The sequence below is a fragment of the Collinsella sp. HCP28S3_E12 genome, assembly GCF_052065595.1.
Classification (GTDB): Bacteria; Actinomycetota; Coriobacteriia; order Coriobacteriales; family Coriobacteriaceae; genus Collinsella.
Genome location: NZ_JBQHTS010000003.1, coordinates 37,266 through 59,062, shown reverse-complemented (window position 1 = coordinate 59,062; position 21,797 = coordinate 37,266). Strand labels below are relative to the sequence as shown.

The window sequence follows — 21,797 nt, the reverse complement described above, 5'->3', positions numbered from 1 at the left end:
GTATCTTTGCGAATTGCGGGAAGGTTCCTATGAACAGGATCACTGCTGCCCTCTATAGGTTTTTGGTCGTCTATCTTTCGGTCGCGATGGTCGTGACCTCGATACCCCTTGCGCCCAGCACAGCCTATGCCGATGATGCTGGGGCGGTCGCCGTCGAAAACGAGGCCCAAGAGACCGACTCGGGCTCTGACGCTGATGCCGATGCGGTCGATAACGCGTCGTCTTTGGGCGAGGGCGGCTCATCCACAACTTCCGACCAAACGAATAACGCTCTGGACGAATCGTCCAGCTCGGATACCAGCACTTCCACGTCGAGCCTGGCCCAAGATCTTTCGAGCTCCGCGACCAACTCCGATGCAGCAAAGACCTCGCCTGCAACGGCGGAACCCTCGTCCGATGACAGCGAAGTCGATCCCCTCGTGTATGAGGACCCAACGGTCTATGAGTATGCCAAGCTTATGCCGAACGGCTATGTGTATCCGTGTGATGCTGGCGGAAGCGTTACGGTAGAGATTGATGAAAACGACCCGAATGAGAACTCTGTCGATGGTAAATTGGTGACCAACCTGATCGTTGATTACGGAGTGGATGGGGTCCCCGGATATATTTGTGAGTACTCCTCCAATCTGCGCTCGGTACGTTTTGAGAACAGCTCTATTTCTTCAATTGGATTACACGCCTTTTCTGGCTGCTCGAATCTCGCCGATATCAGCTTTTCCGGTATGACCATTGGGGGCATCGGAACAGAAGCGTTTTCTGGGTGCGGATCGCTTACGAGTCTGAACATTAATGACGTTGCTACCATCGGCTCTATGGACGATGCCGCGTTTGCCTGGAGCGGGCTGCGGTCTACGGGGCTCGACAAGGTCGTTGGTCTCAGTTCGATTCCTGAGAACGCTTATAATGGCTGCAGCGCTCTGACCGATACCGGTCTGGGAGGGAACACATCTATCACATCAATCGGCGTTAATGCGTTCAAAAACTGCTCTCGCCTTGCGACGACGGGGCTCGAGAACAATACGACGATCAAGACGCTTCGCGAAGGCTGTTTCTCCGGGACCAATATGAGCGGCGGGCTGACGCTGCCCCTTTATTCCAAGATCGAGGAACTGCCGAGCCGTGCGTTCTATGGCTCTAAGCTTGAAACTGTGTACTTTGGATGCGACCATGTGGTGCTCATTAATTCCACCACGTTCCCCAAGCAAAACATGACCGTCATGGTTCCTGCCAAGATGGTTTCGCAATACGCAAGCGGTCGCCCCAACGAGGTCTGGGAGAGTTGCAATGGCAGCCTGCCCGTCCCCGTGGGCAAGATGCTTCAAAAGATTAAGGTCTCGCGTGATCCCGACAAGATGGCCTATCACCAGGGTGACACCATTTCGCTCGAGGGCATGATCGTCACGTTTCAATATCCTCATTCGACGATGGATAGCGACTACGAAGCGCTCATAAAGGACGAACTCGGCGAATACCTTACGGCGACCCCCTGTGATGGTGATGTCTTCGACGAGTCGATGGACGGAGAACCTATACAGCTCGTGTACGACGATGGCTACACGCGCCTTGTCGCGTACAGCAAGGGCAATCTGCAGCAGGCGGCCTACGAGTATGCCAAGTTTATGCCGAACTACTACCTGTATCCGTGCGACGCAAACGGAAATCTTACGGTAGAAATCGATGAAAACAACCCGCGCGAGAACTCCGTCGACGGTCGAATGGTAACGAATTTGATTGTCGATTACGGGGTTGATGAAGTCGACGCACAGCTCTGCGCCGACTCTACCAATCTGTGCTCAGTGCGCTTTGAGAACAGTTCCATTTCCAAAATCGGACTGCACGCCTTCTATAACTGCCCGAATCTCACCGATATCAGCCTTTCCGGCATGACCATCGGTACCATCGGGAAAGAGGCATTCTATGGCTGCAAGTCGCTTACGAGTTTGAACATCAACGAGGTTGCCGCCATTGGCTCTATGGGCGACGCCGCGTTTGCCGAGAGTGGGCTGGTGTCCACGGGGCTCGACAAGGTTGTCGGCCTCACATCGATTCCCGACAGAGCCTACGAAGGCTGCAGAGCTCTGACCGATACCGGCCTGGACAAGAATACCTCCATTACATCGATTGGCGTTTGCGCGTTTAGGTTCTGCTCGAACCTTGCTACCACGGGGCTCGAGAGCAACACAACGGTCGAAACGCTTGGTCACACCTGCTTCTACGGCACCGACTTGAGCGGCGGGCTGACACTGCCATATAACTCCAAGATCGAGGAGTTGCCGAAAAAGGCGTTTGGCAGTACCAATCTCGAGACCGTGTTCTTTGGGTGCAACAATGCGGTGCTCATTAACACCGACACGTTCCCCAAATACAACATGACCGTCATGGTCCCCGCCAAGATGATTCCGAAGTATGCTAACGGGCATCCCAAAGCTGTTTGGGAGATGTGCAACGGCTGCCTGCCCGTCCCGGTGGGCAAGGTGCTCGAGAACGTTGAGATTTCATGCGACCCCAACAACATGACCTATGAGACGGGGGAGACCATTTCGCTCGAGGGCATGAACGTCGAGCTCGATTACCCGCATTCGGTATCGATTTGGGACTACGAGGCCCTCATACAGAAAGAGCTCGGCGAGTACCTTACGGCCACCCCCCGCGACGGCGACGTCTTCGATGGGTCGATGGACGGACAACCCGTAAAGCTCGTGTATGACGACGGCTATTCGCATTTTGAAACCCAGACCAAGGGCACGCTACAGCTTAAGAAACCCACGCCGACATCGTTCCAGATCTCCTATGCCCAAACGATTGATAAGGGCGAACGCAAGCTGATGGACGGCGTTGAGCTTCCCGATGTTTCCGGCACGATGACGATCGATGCAGGTGCCGAGGTCGCGCTCGATGCCGGTACTTTGGGGATGCTCAACGACAACATCACGTTTAAGGGCTGGTATGACACCGAGTCCGGCAAGTACATCTCCAAGGAGCCGGTCTACACGTTTACGCCAGATAAGGACCTGTCCCTGGAGGCTCGCTTTAAGCTCAAGGACTATGCGGTGTACGTCAACGATGCGCAGGCGACCGACTCGTCGCAGGACTTTGCGCACCTGAGTGTTACCGCTCAAAACTGCTATCGCAATGCCGGCGAGACGGTTGAGGTTTCCGCTGTCACGGATAACGCGCTGTTCCTGGGCTGGTATCTGGGCGAGGGCGATGATGCGTACGCCGTGAGCGATCAGCTTGACTTTACCTATACGGTGGACAAGGCGGACGCGATTGTGTCCGAGGACAAGACTGACGCTAGGATCGAGATCACTCCGCGCTACTGCGCTCCGCAGGCGAGCGTTGTGCTGGGTGTGGACGGGGTCGATGAGAACGGGCAGCCGCTCGGACAGTTCCTCTCTACCGGTCTGTACGGTATCGGGTCGCGCGTAACGGTCGTGGCGGTGCCAATGCCTGGCTATGTGTTTGACTACGCGACCGATGCCCTCGGCAACGTTGTCTTTACCGGCGACGATGGTCCGTCCTACACGTTTGTGCTCGAGGGAGATGTGCAGTACACCGCGCATTTCCGCGCTGCGACTGACCCCGACGAGTCACTCGCAGCGCTTAAGGCTGCACTCATCGCCGCGATTACGGCTGCGGCCGTCCTCGCTACCATGTATGGGCTGGGCGAGATCGTCGACCCCATCGCGGCCGATGCGGTGATCGAGATCGGTATGGCCGACAACATTGAGGATGTTGCCGCCGTCGGCACGAAGGTGCTCAAGGAGATTAAGGACATCATCGACGACCACAAGAAGCCCAAGCCTCATGGCGACCATAAGATCGAAATAATTGCCACCGCGCAGCCCGAGGTGGGCGGCGTCGTTACCGGAGGCGGTATCCACTATGAGGGGACGGTCGCCACGCTGGAGGCTGTCGCCAATCCCGGCTATCGCTTCGTGTGTTGGAAAGAGAACGGTGTCGAGGTCTCGACATCACCTCTCAAGACGATGACGATCACGGACCTGACGCCCGAGGTCGTAAAAATGACGGCCGTTTTCGAGAAAAAAGTTGAGATTACGGCGGTTGCCGAAGCCGATGGCATTCAGGCCGATTTTTCGACAGGCTGCACCGCAAGCCCCGTAAAGCAGAGCATTACGCGTGGCGATCAGGCTATGGTCACCGCGAGCGAGGGTCCCGACTATGCCTTTGTGGGATGGTTTGAGGACGGCATCGAGGTCTCGCCCGAGCGTACGTATATCTTCAAGGCCGAGGTCGACCGCCATCTGGTTGCACGCTTCCGCAAGGCGGATAAGACAATCCTGGTGAATACCGACCCCTTCGATAGCGCCGAGGTGCTGTGCGATGGCGTGCCGGTCGTGGATGGCAAGGTTCGCGCGAAGGATGGGGACATTCTCACGTTTACGATGCGGCCCAAGGTGCGCCCCGACAATCCGGAAAAAACGTATCGGTTTGTGGAGTGGCGCGAAACCGATGCGCAGGGCATCACGATTGCCAACAAGCAGGAAGTTTGCGAATACCGCGTTAACGGGAATGCCCGGATCGAGGCTGTAATGGACGGCAGGGATGCGCATATCGTGCGTGCCGAGGCCGACCCGCTCGAGGGCGGCACCGTTACACTGAAGCGCGGCGAGACTGCCGGCATGGTGCTCGAGGTTCCCGAAGGGCAGCGCGTGACCGCGGAGGCCACCCCATCCGAGGGTTATATCTTTGACGGTTGGTATCTGAGCAATGGTGGCTCGGATACTACGTCGACGCTGGTGTCGAGCGAGCGTTCCTATACCTTTGAGCCCATTACCGACTGCGTGGTCCAGGCGAAGTTTACGCGTGCCTGCAAGGTAGACGTGGTCGTTGAGCCGGCCGCGGCCATGGCGGGCAAATATTTAGTGCACGGCGAGGGCTACTGCATGAAGGGCGAGCCTGCCATGCTGAGCATAGAGCTCACGGCCGAGGCGAGCAAACAATTTACCTTTAAGGGCTGGTACGACGCCAAGACGGACCTGCTTTTGGGCACCGACCCCAGCTACCTCGAGTTCTATCCCGAGGACGTGGAATGCACCGTGCGCGCGGTGTTTGAGGAAAATACCTATACCGTGACGGCGAAGGCCAAGAAGACCTTTATGGAGCGCGGTGCGGTTGAGATTGAGGGGCACCCGGGGGCATCTTCGGTTACCTGCGGATATGGCGACACGGTGATGCTCAAGGCAAAGGCCAATGACGGCTACCGCTTTGACCATTGGAAGGATGACTCCGGTAAGGAGTACGACACCGCCGAGCTGGTCGTTAAGGTTACCAAGAGCGACACCTATACCGCGATCTTTACCGACTCAAAACCCGAGGTCATGGTCACGGCTGATTCGTGGCTCGGCGGTACCGTGACGTGCAACGGGACTGTGGTGAAGCCCACGACTGATAAGTTCAAATTAGGTGAGACCCTTCATCTGACGGCCAAGGCCCATCCTGGCTTTTTGTTCTGGGGTTGGTACGTCAATGGCCGCCTGAAGAGCCTTAAGCATGAGACCTCGTTGGTTGCGAAGGCTCGCGGTAAAACCGGGCACTGCGTTATTACCGCGGCCTTTGTGCCTATCGATACCGTTTGCGTACCCCTCGCCGATCCTGCGGAAGGTGGCACCGTCAAGGCGAGCCGCGTCCTTGCCGACCGCGGCGCTGAGGTTGCCCTGAAGGCGACGCCCAACCCCGGTTACGTCTTTACTGGTTGGTATACGGCCGACGGCACGTTTGAGTCTGCCGATGCGGAGTTCACCTGCCACCAGGAGCGCAGCCATGTGCACGTCGCTCGCTTTATGGCAAAAAGCTATGGAGTCGACGCCACGGCGGTAGTCGATTCCGGCACCGGTTCGCTGGTCGAATCGAGCGTCGCCGGCTGGGTCGAGGGCACAGGTACCGTTGAGGCGGGGCATGCCGCCACGCTGACCGCGCATGCGCTTTCGGGCTATGCGTTTGAGTATTGGGCCGATGCCTCGGGAGCCGTGGTAAGCCGTGACAGAACCTATCACGTGGTGCCGACGTCTGACACGACGCTCCAGGCCGTGTTCTCGGCAAAGCAATGTACGGTGGACGTCTCGTGCGAGGAGAGTATGGGCACGGTCGAGGGCGCGGGGACGTATGCCGCCGGACAGGTCGCAACCGTGCGTGCGGTCGCCGCCGAGGATACGGCTTTTGTGGGCTGGCTCCGTAACGGCACGTGCGTGAGCTCCAAGAAAACCTATCGATTTACCGTGCGTGAGGATACGTCGCTCTATGCCCTCTTTGCGTCGGGTTCGTATGTCGTGCATACCGTTGCTTCGCCTGGCGAGGGCGGAGCCGTGAGCGGCTTTGGTGGCTATGAGTCCGGCGACCGCGCAACGCTTCGCGCGACTGCAAACACCGGGTATTCGTTTGCTGGTTGGACGGACGACAGGGGCGAGACGGTCAGCGAGAACGCCGACTATACCGTTAAGGTCACGGGCGACGCCGCCTACACGGCGACCTTTGCTCCTAAGTCCTATCAGGTCGTTTTGAGCGCGAGTGACGATAGCGTTGGTACCCTGAGCGGCGAGGGCTCCTATCAATTCGGTGATACGGTCGAACTCAACGCTACGCCTATGGGAATCAAACGTTTTGTCGGCTGGTATGTCCTGGATGCCGAGGGCAGCAAGTCGCTGCTGAGCTGCGACGCCCATTGTTGGGTTAAGCTCGACAAGGATATGGTCGAGGGGCTCGAGGACGATACGTTGGAGCTTCAGGCCGTGTTTGCCGATCCGTACGAGGTGACCGTTACGGGTGAGGTCGTGGTGAAGGACAAGGCTTCGAACAGGGGCTGCCGTGTTACGGGTAGCGGTAGCTTTGCCGCGGGCGATCAGGTGGAACTGACCGCTGTTGCCGGTATGGGCTATCGCTTTGTGGGCTGGAGCACCGATAAGGCGGGTACCTCGATTGTCGAGACCGCGACGACCCTCGATGTGACCGCCACACAAGACATAACGTACTACGCGCAGTTCGAATCCGATGGACAGGTGACTATTACCGTCACCGGCTCGTCCATCTTCCGCGGTACGGCCCTTCTGGTCGACGGTATTCCTGCCGGCAGCAGGTCGTACGACAGGGGCGACATGTTTATGGCGATCGCGATCCCGTGGAAGAAGTACCACTTCTCACATTGGGTCGATGATGCGGGTGTCACGGTGAGCTACAGCGCGTTCTATATCGGTACCGCAAAGGAGAACAGGCAGCTTACGGCCGTGTTCTATGAGACGGGCTGCGATGTTCAGGTCGCCACGTATCCCAAGGGCGCGGGCTTTAGCATGGTTGCGCTTGGTACCGGCGGCTCCTACCACTCCGCGGCGATTATGTTTACCGTGCCGCACGAGGGTTGGAAGTTTAAATACTGGGTCGACGAGAACGGCATGCCTGTGGGATTTACGCCGGTGATCAACCGCGTAGTGTTTGGCAACCGTACTTTTACGGCCGTTTATGAGCGGGCGTCGATGACGGTTACGGCGGTGGATTCGCGTCAGGGCGGACACGTCGAGGGTTCCTCCGAGGACGAATCTCTGGGCTATGCCGTGACCAACGAAGTCGAGAACGGTGAGTCCACGACCCTGACTGCTGTTCCCGATGCGGGCTATGTGTTTGATGGGTGGTATACGCGCAATGACGACGGGTCGTTGGGCGATGAGCCGCTGAGCACGGATGCTACCTGGACGTTTGTCCCCGAGGACAACATGACCGTCGAGGCGCGCTTTGCGGAGGCGCCTAAGTACAAGGTGACGGCCCGAGCGGTCAACGGATCGGTTGATCCGGAGTCTGCTTTGGTCGCTACGGATGGCAAGGTGACGCTTTCGGCGACGCCCGATGAGGGCTGCTACCTGACGCGCGTGACCGTTGCCGAAGAGGCAGGCGATGACGGTTCGGCTGGCAATGCCTATGACCTTGATATTTCTGACTATAAGGGTGGGGCGTACGAAGTCACACTGAGTGGCGTGAGTGCTCCGCAGCAGGTCACATTTGAATTCGCGAAGGCTGCGGCTCCGGAGGTGCTCGCTCAGCCGCAGGATGCGAGTGCTTACGAGGGCGATCCGGTTGAGCTTTCGTTCGCCGCCGAGGCGGGGCGCAATGTTCGCGTCCATGCGGCCGTGTCTTCTGGATCCGCTGCAGACGTCAAGCTGAGCTACCAGTGGTATCGCATGTCTGACGATGGTGGCAAGGTAGAGCCGCTAAAGGGCCAGACGGGGGAGACGCTTTCGATCGCTCAGCTCGACAGCGACGGCGAGGGCGAGTTCTTCTGTCGCATTACGCAGAGCTACCTGGGCACGGTGACAAAGACGGATACCGAACATGCGAAGGTATCCATCGTGCCCCGAGAAACGCTTGTGTTTAACGGGCGTGTGCTGCCGGTGGCGACCGCTCACGATGAATACCGTGCCCAGATTGCCGGCGCTACGGGCGGCAAGGCGCCGTATGCGTATAACTTGGGTGATGTTGCGGTTCCTGAGGGCATGCAGCTGACGCTGGCAGATGACGGATCGGGCGCCTTGGTGCTCTCGGGCGTGCCTGCGGCTACGGGTGTGCATAGCTTCAAGATTAGGTGTACCGATGACCTGGGTAATAAGCGCGTAGCGCATTTTGTGCTGCTCGTGAAGGCGAAGAAAGCCCCACTTGCATTTGAGGGCCAGACCTTTACCTACAATGCGACGGCGCAGGCCCCGGAGCTTTCGGGCGTGCCCGAGGGTTGCGAGGACGATGTCGAACTAACGTATGTTGGCACGGACGACACACATTACTCGTCGTATCAGGCGCCGGTGGATGCCGGCACGTATCGTGCGGTGGCGACGCTCGAAGCCAACGGATATGTCGGTAATGCCTCCTGTGACTTTACGATCGAGAAGGCCCCGGTCGATATTTCGATCGAGACGTCTGATGTGACATACGATGGCGCACGACACGGTGCGGCGGTTGCGGTTGCCGGCCTTGATGCGTCTGCCTATTCCGTTGCCTATCGCGGTATAGATGGAACGTCCTATGGTCCGACGGCGCTGGAGCCGTGCGACAGTGGCAACTACCGCGTCACGGTTACGGTGACTGACACCAACTATCAGGGTAAAAAGTCCGCCGAGTTCTCGATTGCAAAGGCAAGCCAGGTCATTACGGGAACGACGATCTATTCGGGTGTTTACGGTGGAGACCCCATTGTGTTTAACAACGTTGCCCAGACTCCCGTGAGCTTTGAGCTGGTTGATTCCGATGACGATGCGAGCTCGGTTTCGATTAAGGGGCGTTGTGCGACGGTGAAGGCCGCCGGTACGGCGCGTGTTGTCGCCCGTGCCGCTGCCTCGCGTAACTATCTTGCCGCCGAAGACGTTGAACTGACGGTTACTGTTGCGCCGGCTCAGCTGCTGGTGAAGGTCGACGATGCTGAGCGCTTTGAGGGTCAGAAGAACCCCGAGTTTACCTCCAGCTTGGTGAGTCGTTGCGACACGTCGGACGTAAAGGTTACGTACTTCTGCTCGGCGAATGAGAAATCGCCGGCGGGTGAATACCAGATCGACGCGGCGGTCGCCGATCCGAACTTCGATGTCGCGGTCGACCCCGGCACGCTGACGGTCAAGAAGAAGCCCGAGCACTACAAGGTGACGGCGAAGGCAGTCAACGGTTCGGTTGACAATGCTTCGGTTTCGGTTGTTGAGGGCGGGGAAGCGATCCTCTCGGCAACGCCCGACGAGGGCTGCTACCTCGAGTGCGTGACGGTCGCGCAGGCAGGCTCGGATGCGACCGTTGACCTCGACATTTCTGATTACAAGGGCGGGGCGTACGAGGTCACGTTGAGCGATGTCACCGCATCGCAGGAGGTCACGTTCGAGTTCGCGAAGGCGGACGCTCCGCGTGTGATCGCGCGGCCGCAGGACGTGAGCGTCCATGAGGGCGATTCGGCTGTGCTCTCGGTTGCGGCCGAGGCAGGCAAAAACGTCGCTGACCACGCTGCCTCGTCAACGGGTTGCGCTGCCGAGGTCGAGCTTTCCTACCAGTGGTTCCGCATGGTGAATGGCAGGGCCGTGGCGCTCGAGGGCGAGACGGGGGAGACGCTCTCACTCGCGGACCTCGATGACGAGCAGGCCGGCGAGTATTTCTGCCGCGTCACTCAGCGCTACCTTGGTACTGAGAAGCAGACGGACAGTGATTGTGCCTCCGTCTCTATCGTGCCGTGGGACACCCTTGTATTTAACGGCGACCTGCTGCCGGCAGCGAGCGCCCACAGCACGTACCTCGCAACGATTGCCGGGGCCGCGGGCGGCATGGCTCCGTACGAGTACGCATGGGATGAGGCGAAGCTCCCCGACGGGCTTAAGCTCTCCCGTACTTCGAGCGGCCTGACGCTCTCTGGCGTTCCGTCCAAGACGGGCGTTTCCACCTTCGACATCACGTGCACGGATGCACGTGGCGAGGCCGTGACTGCCCACTTTGCGATCGTTGTTCAGGCAAAGCGCGTAAAGCTATCGTTCACGGATGGCAACTTTACCTTTAATGGCGCGTCGCAGGCGCCCGAAGTTTCCGGTACTCCCAAGGTCTGCAAGGGCGACCTTAACGTCAGGTACTACGGGTGCGGAAGTACGCAGTATTCCTCGACGGAGGCCCCGACCGATGCCGGCACATACCGCGCTGTCGCCACGCTGCGCAGCCACGGCTACATCGGTGCCGCTGCCTGCCAGTTCGAGATCGCTCCGGCAAGGCTCAAGGTGAAGGTTGACGATGCCGAGCGCTTCGAGGGAGAGACGAACCCAGCGTTTTCCTCGAGCCTGGAGAGTGCGGTTGATACTTCGGGTGTGAAGGTCGAGTACTCCTGCGATGCCGACGAGAGCTCTCCTGCTGGCGGGTACCAAATCGGCGCGACGGTTGCCGACCCGAACTTCGATGTCGAGGTCGTGCCCGGAACGCTGACGGTGAAAAAGAAGCAGGAGCCCGTCGATCCCGGCCCGGTGGTTCCGGACCCGGACAATCCGGACCCGGATAGCCCTGAGCCGGACAATCCAGATAACCCTGACCCGGACAACCCAGATCCCGATCAGCCTGGTCCTGGTCCCAACCCCGACCCGGATAATCCGGATCCCGATCAGCCTGATCCGGGCCCCAAGCCTGATCCCGATAATCCCGACCCTGATAACCCCGAGCCCGATAACCCGGACAAGCCCGAGCGCTTTGAGGTGACGGCGAAGGCGGTCAACGGTTCGGTCAACAACGCTTCCGTCACCGTTGATGCCGGCGGCGACGTGACGCTCTCGGCGACGCCTGACGAGGGCTACTACCTCGAGCGGGTGACGGTCACGGAAGCCGACTCGGACAAGGCCATCGATCTTGATATCTCCGACTATGAGGGCGGAGCGTACGAGGTCACGCTGAGTGGCGTCACCGCGTCGCACGAGATTACGTTCGAGTTCGCGAAAGCGGACGCTCCGAAGGTGATTGCGCAGCCACAGGATGCGAGTGCCCACGAGGACGATGCTGTTGTGCTCTCGGTTGCTGCCGAGGCGGGGAAGGGCGTCCTCGACCACGCGTCCTCGTCCACGGGTTCTGCTGCCGAGATTGAGCTTTCCTATCAGTGGTTCCACATGGTGGGCGGCGAGGCTGTGGCGCTTGAGGGCGAGACGGAGGAGACGCTTCTCATCGAGGGCCTCGATGAGGATTGCGCCGGCGAGTATTCCTGCCGCGTCACTCAGCGATATCTTCGTACCGAGACACAGGTGGACAGCGATCGCGCCGTCGTTTCCGTTGTGCCCCGGGATGCCCTCGTGTTCAACGGCGGTCTGCTGCCGGTTGCACGTGCGCATAACACGTATCGCGCGACGATTTTGGGTGCCGCGGGTGGCGAAGCTCCGTATGAGTACACGTGGGACGACGCTAAGCTCCCAGACGGATTTAAGCTCATCCGCACGGCGGGCGGTCTGACGCTCTCGGGCACCTCGTTCAAGGCCGGAGTGTCTACCTTTGACGTCACGTGCAAGGATGCTCATGGCAAGACCGCGACCGCGCACTTCGTTCTGGTCGTTCAGGCGAAGCGGGTCGAGCTCGCATTTGCAGGCGGCGACTTCGTCTATAGTGGTGACGCCCAGGCGCCCGAGGTCACGGGGGTTCCCAAGGCCTGCGAAGGTGACTTGAGGATCAGGTATTACGGGACGGGCGGCACACACTATTCGTCGAGTGAGGCCCCGACCGATGCGGGCACGTATCGCGCCGTTGCCACGCTGCGAAGCAACGGGTATATCGGCGCCGCCTCGCGCAACTTCAAGATTGCGCCGGCGAAGCTTAAGGTAAAGGTCGACGATGCTGAACGCTTCGAGGGAGAGACGAACCCCGCGTTTACCTCGAGCCTAAAGAGCTCGGCCAATACCTCGGGCGTGAAGGTCGAGTACTCCTGCGTCGCCGATGAGAGTTCCCCGGCGGGCGAGTACCAGATCGAGGCGACGGTCACCGACCCGAACTTCGATGTCATGGTTGAGCCCGGTACGCTGACGGTGAAGAAGAAGCAGGAGCCTGTCGACCCGGACCCGGTGGTTCCCGATCCGGGCAAGCCCGACCCGGACCAGCCGGACAAGCCCGAGCCTGACCAGCCTGACCAGCCGGACCCGGGCAAGCCTGAGCCCGATAAACCGGAGCCTGATCAGCCGGACAAGCCCGACCCGGACCAGCCGGACAAGCCCGAGCCTGACAACCCGAGTAAGCCGGAGCCGGAAAAGCCCGGAACGCCCGATTCCGACCAGCCGGATTCAAAGGATCCGACAAAACCCGGTAGCTCGGATGACTCCGCAGTCGATAAGGCAAAGGCATCGGGCGCGGAAAACTCCGGTAAGAAGGAGTCTTCCAAGTCGAGTGCTCAGCAGCTCGCCGATACGGGCGATCGCACGCCGTTGGCTGTCGCTGTGGCCGCGGGTGCTGTTGCGCTTGTCGCACTGGGGCTCGAGCTGCTGCGTCGCCGTCGCTCTGACGCGTAGCGGATCTAAAGAGGCAACCAGATTGATGCTTTGCATCATCTGACCTGCTCAAACGTTTATACTTGCGGGACGGGTCTTTTGCCCGTCCCGTTTTGTTTCGACCCGAAAGGTGGTCCCATGGCCTCATCCGCCCCGCGCGGCCTGCGCTCCGACCATGTCGTTACCGTCGGCATCGCCCTGTTCTCGATGCTCTTTGGCGCCGGCAACCTCATTATTCCGCCGCTGTTGGCGCTGCAGGCTGGCTCTGCCACGCCGCTCGCCATGCTCGGCTTTCTGATTGCCGCCATCGGCCTGCCCGTCATGGGCTTTATCGCCGTGGCGCTTGCCGGAACGGCGCGCGAGCTGGCCGGGCGTGTGCATCCTAAGTTTGGCGAATTCTTCGTTGCGGCGGTGTATCTAGCCATCGGCCCGTGCCTGGCTATTCCGCGCACGAGCTCCACGGCCTTCGAGATGCTGGTGCCGCTGCTGCCGGAGGGCGTCTCGCTCGGCACGGCACGTTTGGTTTTTGCCGTTGGCTTCTTTGTCGTCGCGTTTGCGCTCACGCTGCGTCCGGGCGTTATCACGCGCGTGCTCGGTCGCATTACGGGACCCGCACTCATTGCGCTCATCGTGCTGGTCGTGGGTGCCGCCGTGGTCTCGCCGTTGGGTCCCGCTGGCGCGCCGCAGGCTCCCTACGATGCAGGCGCTGCCGTGCAGGGCTTTTTGACCGGCTATCAAACCATGGACCTGCTTGCGTCGCTCGCCTTTGGCATTATCATCGCCGAGACCATCCACGAGCTGGGCGTGACCGACGATAAGCGCGTGGCCTTCGAGATTTCGCGTTCCGGTGTGATCGCCGGCGTGCTCATGGCCATCATCTACTGCGGCCTGGCGCTTGCCGGCATGCAGCTCGGCACGGTTATACCCGACGCTACCAACGGCGCCGCCATCCTTGCCCGCTCTGCCTCCATACACTTTGGTCTTGCCGGCACGATCGTGGTCTTTGCGATCTTTTTCCTCGCCTGCATGAACGTGTGCATCGGCCTCATCAGCTGCTGCTCGCGCTACTTCTGCGAGACGTATGTGGTCGAAGGGGGAGCGGAGGCTTCCGAGGAGGCCATGCGCCGTCCCTTTGCGGTTCTCGCCTTTGTGTTCGCGGCGTTTTCTTGCGTGCTCTCCAACGTGGGTCTCGACGCGATCCTCATGTTCTCGGTGCCCATGCTCAACGCCTTGTATCCCGTTGCCATCGTGCTGGTGCTTATGGGCCTGGTGCACGGCTTTTGCGACGCTCATCCGCAGGTGTGGGTCTGGGTCGGCGGCGTCGTCGCGGTGCAGAGCGTAATCACTTCGGTCCGCGACGCGTTCTTTGCGGGCGCGTGGCTGCCGTTCGATGCGCTGCCGCTGGCGGATATTGGAGCCGCGTGGGCGCCGGCCGCCGTTGTGGCGTTTGTGATTGGCCTGCTCCATAGCCAGTTTGTCACACATTCGAGGAGCTAGGGTATCGTCGCTTGCACAAGCGGGAAGTCTCCCCTATAATTTCCTTCGCTTTGGGACACGCAAGGTTTAGACCTTAGCTGCTCAACACCTTCGGGACGTGGCGCAGTTTGGTAGCGCGCCTGCTTTGGGAGCAGGATGTCGCAGGTTCAAATCCTGTCGTCCCGACCATATCTTGCGGGCGTAGTTCAATGGTAGAACCCCAGCCTTCCAAGCTGATGACGCGGGTTCGATTCCCGTCGCCCGCTCCATAGGATAGTTTTAACGGCTTTGGCTCTATTTGGTGCCAGAGCCGTTTTCATAAGCGTGCCGGGCGACGGGAATCGAACTCGGCAGGGTGCGAAGCTGAGAAAATGCGTGAGCATTTTCCAGCGCAGCACGCAAGGGCCAATGGCCCGCAGCGAAACAAGGGTTTGCGAAGCAAACCCTTGGACTTCCCGTCGCCCGCTCCACAAGATGGATGAATGGCTCTGCTTCCTTTTGGAAGCAGAGCCATTTCCATATACATGCTGGGAACCCCACATCCCCTCCTAAGTTGCGGTGAAATACGGACTGTTTTCCGGCTTTTATGGCCCATGTAGTCCGTATTTCACCGCAACTTGCACCTGAGCTTCAGGTTGAGATTGCTCGGCCAGGAAACGCCGGCTATTATCTGGCAGATTATGGTTGGCACGTGCCGTCGCTACTCGAGGCCTGCGATGCGCTGCTCGACGAGCGCGGTTTTCGCGGGTCGGCCAAGGCCGGCATCTCGGTGTTTGACGACGACTTTGGCCTGCATGCCCAGCAGGTGGCACCATCCGCCTGCTCGACAAACGCGACGTAGCCCGTAAGTCGATGTTCACCACGCATTCGCTCCCTTTGTCGATTCTGATCGAAGAAATCGAGCAATCGTGCGATGATATCTTCTTCATAGGGATTCAGCCGGGCGACACGGAGTTCTACAACCCCATGTCCCCGGAAGTCTTTGACGCCGTTGACGCCGTGTACGACGCCGTGGCCGCCAACGACTTTTCCCACTTTGTCCGCTTGGGACAGGAGCTGTAGCAGCGCTTGTCCCTGGTGATTAGGAAAGAAGTGATTGACATGGCAGATTCCAAGGTGGAGTACCCTGCTCCCGATTGCCTGGCGCCCGCCGCGATCGAGGTCAAGACCGAGGCCGCCGGCGTGACCAAGGCTAACCTGCCGGTCGATAAGGCCTTTCTGTTGGCAATGTTCGCCGGTGCGTTTATCGCCTTCGGCGGTCTGTTCTTTACGGTGTTTTTGAGCGACAGCACGCTGGGCTGGGGTGCCCAGCGCGTCGTGGGCGGCCTGTGCTTTTGCCTGGGCCTGGTGCTGGTGCTGGTGTGTGGCGCCGAGTTGTTCACCGGTAATTCGCTTATGGTCTGCGCGCTCAAGAGCAAAAAGATCACCCTGGTCCAGATGCTCAAGGCTTGGGTCGTCGTGTGGCTTGGCAACTTTGCCGGTGCCCTGTTCATCGTCTTTTTGGTGTACATGGCCGGCATTTACAAGCTCAACGGCGAGGCGGTCGCCAATTCCATGGTGAGTGTCGCCGCCGGCAAGGTGACGATCGACTGGCTGACGATCTTCTTCCGCGGCATCCTGTGTAACATCTTTGTGTGCCTGGCCGTGTGGATCGGTACCGCCGGCAAGACCGTGGTCGATAAGGTCGTGGGCATTCTGCTGCCCATCGCCGCCTTTGTGGCCTGCGGTTTTGAGCACTGCGTTGCCAATATGTACTTTTTGCCCATGGGTGCCGTGATGCACGCGTGCGGCTATGGTGTCGACGTCGCCGGCGCCGATGCACTCAACGCCGCGGGCATTGCGTTTAACCTGTCCGCCGCCACGTTGGGCAACATCGTGGGCGGTGCGGTTCTGGTCGCGCTCGGCTACTGGTTTATCTACGCCAAGAAGTCTGAGGCGTAGGGTACCGTCTGTTTGACGTTGGACCTCCCGCGGGGCGTCGCCGTGCGAGGATAATAGCGATTGATTGACTCAGCCGATCGAATCGGCTGATAGTTTGACGTTCGAACGATTGATTCACCTTTGGTTTTGAAAGGCCGCACATGAGCGATAGCCAGAACATGTCCGATGAGGTTCGCGCCCGCCTGCGAGCCATTCCCTCCGTCAACGAGCTGCTCGCCGAATGGCCGGTAGTGAAGGCGGCGGGGGAGACCTGCGACGCAGTGGTGCATGCCGCCGTCACGGCCGAGCTCGACGAGGAACGCGCCGCCATTCGCGCCGGTGCCGCCCCGCGCTCTAAGCGCGACCTGGCCTCGGCGATCGAGTGGCGTGCGCACCGCTCCGCGCTGCCGAGCCTGCGCCCTGCCGTCAACGCCACGGGCGTGGTCATCCATACCAACTTGGGCCGCGCCCCGCTCGCGGAGTCGGCGGCAAAGGCCGTGGCCGAGGTTGCGCGCGGGTACAGTACGCTCGAGTACAGCGTGGACACCTGCTCGCGCGGGTCGCGCAAGGAACACGCCGCGCAGCTGATCCGCTCGCTCACCGGTGCCGAGGACGCGCTTGTGGTCAACAACAACGCCGCCGCGGTGCTGCTGGTGCTGGCTACCCATGCCGCAGGCAAGGAGGTCATCGTTAGCCGCGGCGAGCTTGTCGAGATCGGCGGCAGCTTTCGCATCCCCGATGTCATGGCGTCTTCGGGCGCCAAGCTCGTCGAGGTCGGCGCCACCAACCGCACGCACCTAGCAGATTATGAGCAAGCCATCACGCCCGATACGGCCATGATTCTCAAGGTCCATCCTTCCAACTATCGCATCGAGGGCTTTCACGAGGAGGTGAGCTCTCGGGAGCTTGCGGTGCTTGCTCACAAGCATGGCCTGCTGTTCTATGAGGACCAGGGGTCGGGCGCGCTCCTGCCCGATGACATCCTGGTGCGCGGTGGCGAGGAACCCACGCCGGCTTCGGTCGCGGCGGGGCTCGATATCGTGTCGTGCTCGGGCGATAAGCTGCTGGGCGCGGCGCAGGCGGGCATCATCATGGGCCGTCGCGATCTGGTCCAGGCCTGCGGCGCACATCCACTCATGCGCGCTCTGCGTCCGGGCAAGTTGGCGCTTACGGCGCTCGAGGCCACGCTGCGTATCTACATGGACGGCGCCGATGTTGCCCATCGCGATATTCCGGTGCTCAACATGCTTACGCTGCCGCAGGCCCATTTGGAGCGACGTGCCCGCAAGCTGCGCGATCGTATGGTCGCCGGGCTCGATAAGGCCGGTTGCCCGTGCGCCGTTCAGGTGGAGATCGTCGAGGAATCGTCGACCCCCGGTGGCGGCTCGCTGCCTACCATGGAGCTGCCCACGATGTGCGTTGCCGTGCGTCTTGTTGACGCGCGCCTGACGGTCGATGCGCTCAAGCGCTCGCTTGTCCAGGACTTCGACACGCCGGTCGTCACGCGAACCTCGCATGATCGCATTTTGTTTGACGTCCGTACGCTCGTGGGCGACCGCGATATCGAGACGGCGGCGTCGATGCTTGCCGCATGCGTTGAGAAGGCGCTTGCTCGATGAGTGAGGTCCAGGCGCTGGTGGAGTGTCCCGTTATCGTTGGCACGGCGGGCCACGTCGACCACGGTAAGTCGGCATTGATCGAGGCACTGACCGGCAAGAATCCCGACCGTCTGGAGGTTGAGCGTCGTCGAGGTATGACCGTTGAGCTTGGCTTTGGCGAGCTGGCGCTGCCGAGTGGCAAGATTGTCGGCCTGGTCGACGTGCCTGGCCATGCCCACTACCTGCGCGCCATGGTGCAGGGCGCCACGGGTATCGACGTGGCCGTGCTGGTGGTTTCGGCCGTCGAGGGCGTGATGCCGCAGACCCGCGAGCACGTGCATGTGCTGGAGCTGCTGGGCGTTACGCATATGGTGGTCGCGCTGACGATGTGCGACCTGGCCGATGCCGAGATGACCGAGCTTGCCGAGCTCGATGTCGATGACTTTTTGTCGGGTACCGTGTTTGCGGGCGCGCCGATTGTGCCCGTGTCGTCCAAGACGGGCGAGGGGATCGACGGGCTGCTTGCGGTGGTCGACGAGCAGGTAAGTGCCTGCTGGGATGCTTGCCGCAACCGTTCCGATCGGAGCGATGCCTCGTCTCGCCTGCCGATTGACCGCTGCTTTACGATCAAGGGTGTCGGCACCGTCGTTACGGGAACGCTGCACGATGCGCCGGTTGCGGTGGGCGACGAGCTGATGGCTCTGCCGTCGCGTACGGTCTGTCGTGTGCGCGGGATTCAGGTGCATGGCGATACGCCGCGCGCGCTGCCTGGACAACGCGTGGCGCTCAACCTGGTCGGTGACGGTGTCGCGGCGCTTGACCGTGGTGAGATGCTGGGCGTGGCGGGTCGCTTTGGTCAGACGTTGCGCTTTATGATGACGTTTACCTACCTGGGCCGCGAGGGCGCCAAGCCGCGCGTGCTCGAGTCGGGCGCGCGCGTGCACGTGATGGCCGGCACGGCCGAGGTCATCGGCCGCGTTATGCTTTTGGAAGGCGAGGCCCCCATGGCGGTGGGCGAGACCCGTACCGTGCAGGTGCGCCTGGAGGAGCCATTGCCGCTGCGCGCCGGAGACCATGCCGTGGTGCTGTCGTATTCGCCCGTTATGCTCATCGGCGGCGGGCGTGCGCTGTTTGCGGCGCTTGAAGCCGGCGATGCCGTTGCTGGCGTAGACGCGTGGCTGGCGCTGCAAGCGCTGCCGGTTGCGGCGGCTGATGTTGCCGAGGCGCTCGATCTTGTTGCCGGTGAGGCTGAGGCAGCGCTGGGCGAGTTGGTGGCGCGAGGTGTTGTTTGCGAGCTTGCCGGCTCGGGCGGCACGTTGTATGCGAATGGCGTCGTGCTCGATGCCGCCATGGACGTGCTGGCGGCGACCCTGTCTGCCATGCACGCGGCGGCTCCCAAGGAGACGGGTTTTACGCCCGGCGCCGTTGCCCATGCTGCGTGGCCTGCCGCCGATGAAGGCGTTGCCGCGGCTCTGATTGCCGAGGGCTGCTCGCGTGGCGTGTGCGCCGCCGAGGGCACCGAGGTGTTCGACCCGCACTCCGCTGCTGCCGCGGCGCGTGTGGTGCGCGAGGCGTGTGAGCGCATTGTGGCGCTGCTCGACGGGGCCGGCCTCGATGCGCCGACGCTGCCCGAGGTGGGTGAGCGACTGCAGCTCGACCGCGACACCATGACGCGCGCCCTGCGCGAGCTTTCGCTCAACCGCTCGATCGTTAAGGTCGAGCGCGACGTTGCCCTGTCTGCCATCTCGGAAGCCCATGCGCGCGAGCTTGTCGCCGCTGCCATTGAGGCAACCGGCGGCGCTGCCACCACGAGCGTGCTGCGCGAGGCGCTGGGCGTGTCGCGCAAACGTGCCATCAGCATCTTGGAGCACCTGGATGCCGTGCGCTTTACGGTGCTCGACAAGGAAGCCGGTGGCCTGAGGTCCCTGCGCTAGACTGGCTGCTCGGTTTGGTAAAATACCGCCGCACTTGGGAACGGATGGGCTCCGGTGGGCTCCGCGGTCCTCAAAACCGTTGCGAGGCGTGCAAAACGTCTTGGATGTGTTCGATTCACATACGTTCCCGCCACACGCTACCAGCGCTTTTGTGCTCGCGGTCTTGCTGCGTGCCGCAAAGGCGCTGTTTTGTTTTTGTGCGGGTCGGCCGTGTCGTCTGTCTTGCCGCCGGTGTGCCCGGGCGCATCATGTGTCCCCAATGTGGTGGTTTGGAACATGTGGACGAAACAGCTTCGAAACACGCGATTTCTACGTCGGGTGCTCAAAAACGCTTCTACCTGCATCGTAATCAAAACGAAACATCTGCTCGTCGGCTTATGCGAAACTTTGCTGCAACAGTGCGATATTATCCATACACGATAAAGTTCGCGGCGCATAGGGTGCCGTGACCGACATTTTCGTTTCCCATCATTGGAGGAAGCATGAGCTACACGCAGAAAGTTCTCGAAGAGCTCAAGGCCCGCTATCCCGAGCAGCCTGAGTTCATCCAGGCCGCGACCGAGATCCTCGGCACCATCCAGCCGGCGCTCGACGCCCACCCCGAGTACGAGGAGGCCGCCCTGCTGGAGCGCCTCGTCGAGCCCGAGCGCATCGTCATGTTCCGTGTTCCCTGGGTCGACGATCAGGGCAAGGTTCAGGTCAACCGCGGTTACCGCGTCGAGTTCAACTCTGCCATTGGACCCTACAAGGGCGGCCTGCGCTTTAACCCGACGGTCACCCTGGGTATGCTCAAGTTCCTGGGTCTGGAGCAGATCCTCAAGAACAGCCTGACCACCCTTCCCATGGGCGGCGGCAAGGGCGGCTCCGACTTTGACCCCAAGGGCAAGTCCAACAACGAGATCATGCACTTCTGCCAGTCCTTCATGACCGAGCTCTATCGCCACATTGGCCCCAACACCGACGTTCCCGCCGGCGACCTGGGCGTTGGCGGCCGCGAGGTTGCCTACATGTTCGGTCAGTACAAGCGCCTGACCAACGAGTGGACCGGCGTCCTTACCGGCAAGGGCCTCTCCTTTGGCGGCTCGCTCGCCCGTACCGAGGCCACCGGTTACGGTCTGGTCTACTTTGTGGACGAGTACCTCAAGAGCCGCGGCGACTCCTTCGAGGGCAAGAACGTTGTCGTTCACGGCTCCGGTAACGTCGCTATCTACGCGGTCCAGAAGGTCGCCCAGCTCGGCGGCAAGGTGCTCGCCTGCTCCGATACCCACGGCTGGGTCGAGGATCCCGACGGCATCGACTACACCGTGCTCGAGCACGTCTACAACAAGAAGCGCTCCGGCCACGACAAGGGCGTCACGCTCGCCATGTATGTTGACGAGAAGCCCAACGCCGTGTGGCACGAGGGCGACGGCCGCGGCGTGTGGCAGCTGCCCTGCGACATCGCGCTGCCCTGCGCTCGCGAGAACACGCTGCTGCTCGAGGACGCCCAGGCGCTCGTCGCCAACGGCTGCAAGGTGGTCGGCGAGGGCGCGAACATGCCCACGACCATCGAGGCCACGACTTACTTCCAGGAGAACGGCGTCGCCTTTATGCCCGGTAAGGCTGCCAACGCCGGCGGCGTGCTCGTGTCCGGCCTGGAGATGAGCCAGAACGCCGAGCACCTGTCCTGGACCTTCGAGGAGGTCGACGGCAAGCTCGAGCAGCTCATGCGCGGCATGTTCCACAACGTGGACGACACCGCCAAGGAGTACGGCCAGGAGGGCAACTTTGTCATGGGCGCTAACATCGCCGGCTTCCTGAAGGTCGCCGACGCCATGCTCGCCCAGGGCGTCTGCTAAATCTTCGCTTGACATAGCATGTGATGAGGCTCCCAGCCATCCGGCTGGGAGCCTTTTTCTATGGTGGCG

General features: G+C 60.9%; 8 protein-coding genes and 3 tRNA genes. All 11 read left to right on the top strand.

Annotation, left to right across the window (positions count from 1 at the left end):
* Window positions 1-29 precede the first annotated feature (29 nt).
* The 11 genes from ACTNBY_RS01835 to gdhA all read left to right on the top strand — a co-directional run bounded on the left by ACTNBY_RS01835 (window position 30) and on the right by gdhA (window position 21,728).
* The gene (locus ACTNBY_RS01835; RefSeq protein WP_441063151.1) at window positions 30-12,983 is read left to right on the top strand and encodes an InlB B-repeat-containing protein; all 12,954 of its coding nucleotides are present in this window, start codon (window positions 30-32) and stop codon (window positions 12,981-12,983) included.
* 117 nt (window positions 12,984-13,100) lie between these two features.
* Window positions 13,101-14,459 (top strand): branched-chain amino acid transport system II carrier protein, encoded by a 1,359-nt coding sequence (gene brnQ / locus ACTNBY_RS01830; protein ID WP_427795780.1) that lies wholly within the window; start codon window positions 13,101-13,103, stop codon window positions 14,457-14,459.
* A 91-nt stretch (window positions 14,460-14,550) separates the two neighbouring features.
* Window positions 14,551-14,627: transfer RNA gene (locus ACTNBY_RS01825), tRNA-Pro, on the top strand.
* 6 nt (window positions 14,628-14,633) lie between these two features.
* Window positions 14,634-14,707, top strand: a tRNA-Gly gene (locus ACTNBY_RS01820).
* 422 nt (window positions 14,708-15,129) lie between these two features.
* The gene (locus ACTNBY_RS01815; RefSeq protein ID WP_427747744.1) at window positions 15,130-15,279 is read left to right on the top strand and encodes a hypothetical protein; all 150 of its coding nucleotides are present in this window, start codon (window positions 15,130-15,132) and stop codon (window positions 15,277-15,279) included.
* 11 nt (window positions 15,280-15,290) lie between these two features.
* Complete coding sequence (locus ACTNBY_RS01810) at window positions 15,291-15,500, top strand: hypothetical protein (protein ID WP_427727526.1); 210 nt, start codon at window positions 15,291-15,293, stop codon at window positions 15,498-15,500.
* Between the two features lie 39 nt (window positions 15,501-15,539).
* A complete protein-coding gene (locus tag ACTNBY_RS01805; protein ID WP_441063150.1) occupies window positions 15,540-16,379 on the top strand; it encodes a formate/nitrite transporter family protein in 840 nt (279 codons plus the stop codon).
* Window positions 16,380-16,519: 140 nt separating this feature from the next.
* Window positions 16,520-17,977 (top strand): L-seryl-tRNA(Sec) selenium transferase, encoded by a 1,458-nt coding sequence (selA, locus tag ACTNBY_RS01800; protein WP_441063149.1) that lies wholly within the window; start codon window positions 16,520-16,522, stop codon window positions 17,975-17,977.
* Window positions 17,974-19,890: a selenocysteine-specific translation elongation factor gene (gene selB / locus ACTNBY_RS01795; protein WP_441063148.1), complete on the top strand. Its 1,917-nt coding sequence runs from the start codon at window positions 17,974-17,976 to the stop codon at window positions 19,888-19,890. Before selA ends, selB begins: the two co-directional genes overlap by 4 nt.
* A gap of 36 nt (window positions 19,891-19,926) precedes the next feature.
* Window positions 19,927-20,023, top strand: a tRNA-Sec gene (locus tag ACTNBY_RS01790).
* 349 nt (window positions 20,024-20,372) lie between these two features.
* Window positions 20,373-21,728 (top strand): NADP-specific glutamate dehydrogenase, encoded by a 1,356-nt coding sequence (gene gdhA, locus ACTNBY_RS01785; RefSeq protein ID WP_154515369.1) that lies wholly within the window; start codon window positions 20,373-20,375, stop codon window positions 21,726-21,728.
* Window positions 21,729-21,797 lie beyond the last annotated feature (69 nt).

Coding starts and splice junctions, on each gene's coding strand:
- ACTNBY_RS01805 (WP_441063150.1), top strand. CDS start 15,540: ATGGCAGATTCCAAGGTGGAGTACCCTGCTCCCGATTGCCTGGCGCCC.
- brnQ (WP_427795780.1), top strand. CDS start 13,101: ATGGCCTCATCCGCCCCGCGCGGCCTGCGCTCCGACCATGTCGTTACC.
- gdhA (WP_154515369.1), top strand. CDS start 20,373: ATGAGCTACACGCAGAAAGTTCTCGAAGAGCTCAAGGCCCGCTATCCC.
- selA (WP_441063149.1), top strand. CDS start 16,520: ATGAGCGATAGCCAGAACATGTCCGATGAGGTTCGCGCCCGCCTGCGA.
- selB (WP_441063148.1), top strand. CDS start 17,974: ATGAGTGAGGTCCAGGCGCTGGTGGAGTGTCCCGTTATCGTTGGCACG.
- ACTNBY_RS01810 (WP_427727526.1), top strand. CDS start 15,291: ATGTTCACCACGCATTCGCTCCCTTTGTCGATTCTGATCGAAGAAATC.
- ACTNBY_RS01835 (WP_441063151.1), top strand. CDS start 30: ATGAACAGGATCACTGCTGCCCTCTATAGGTTTTTGGTCGTCTATCTT.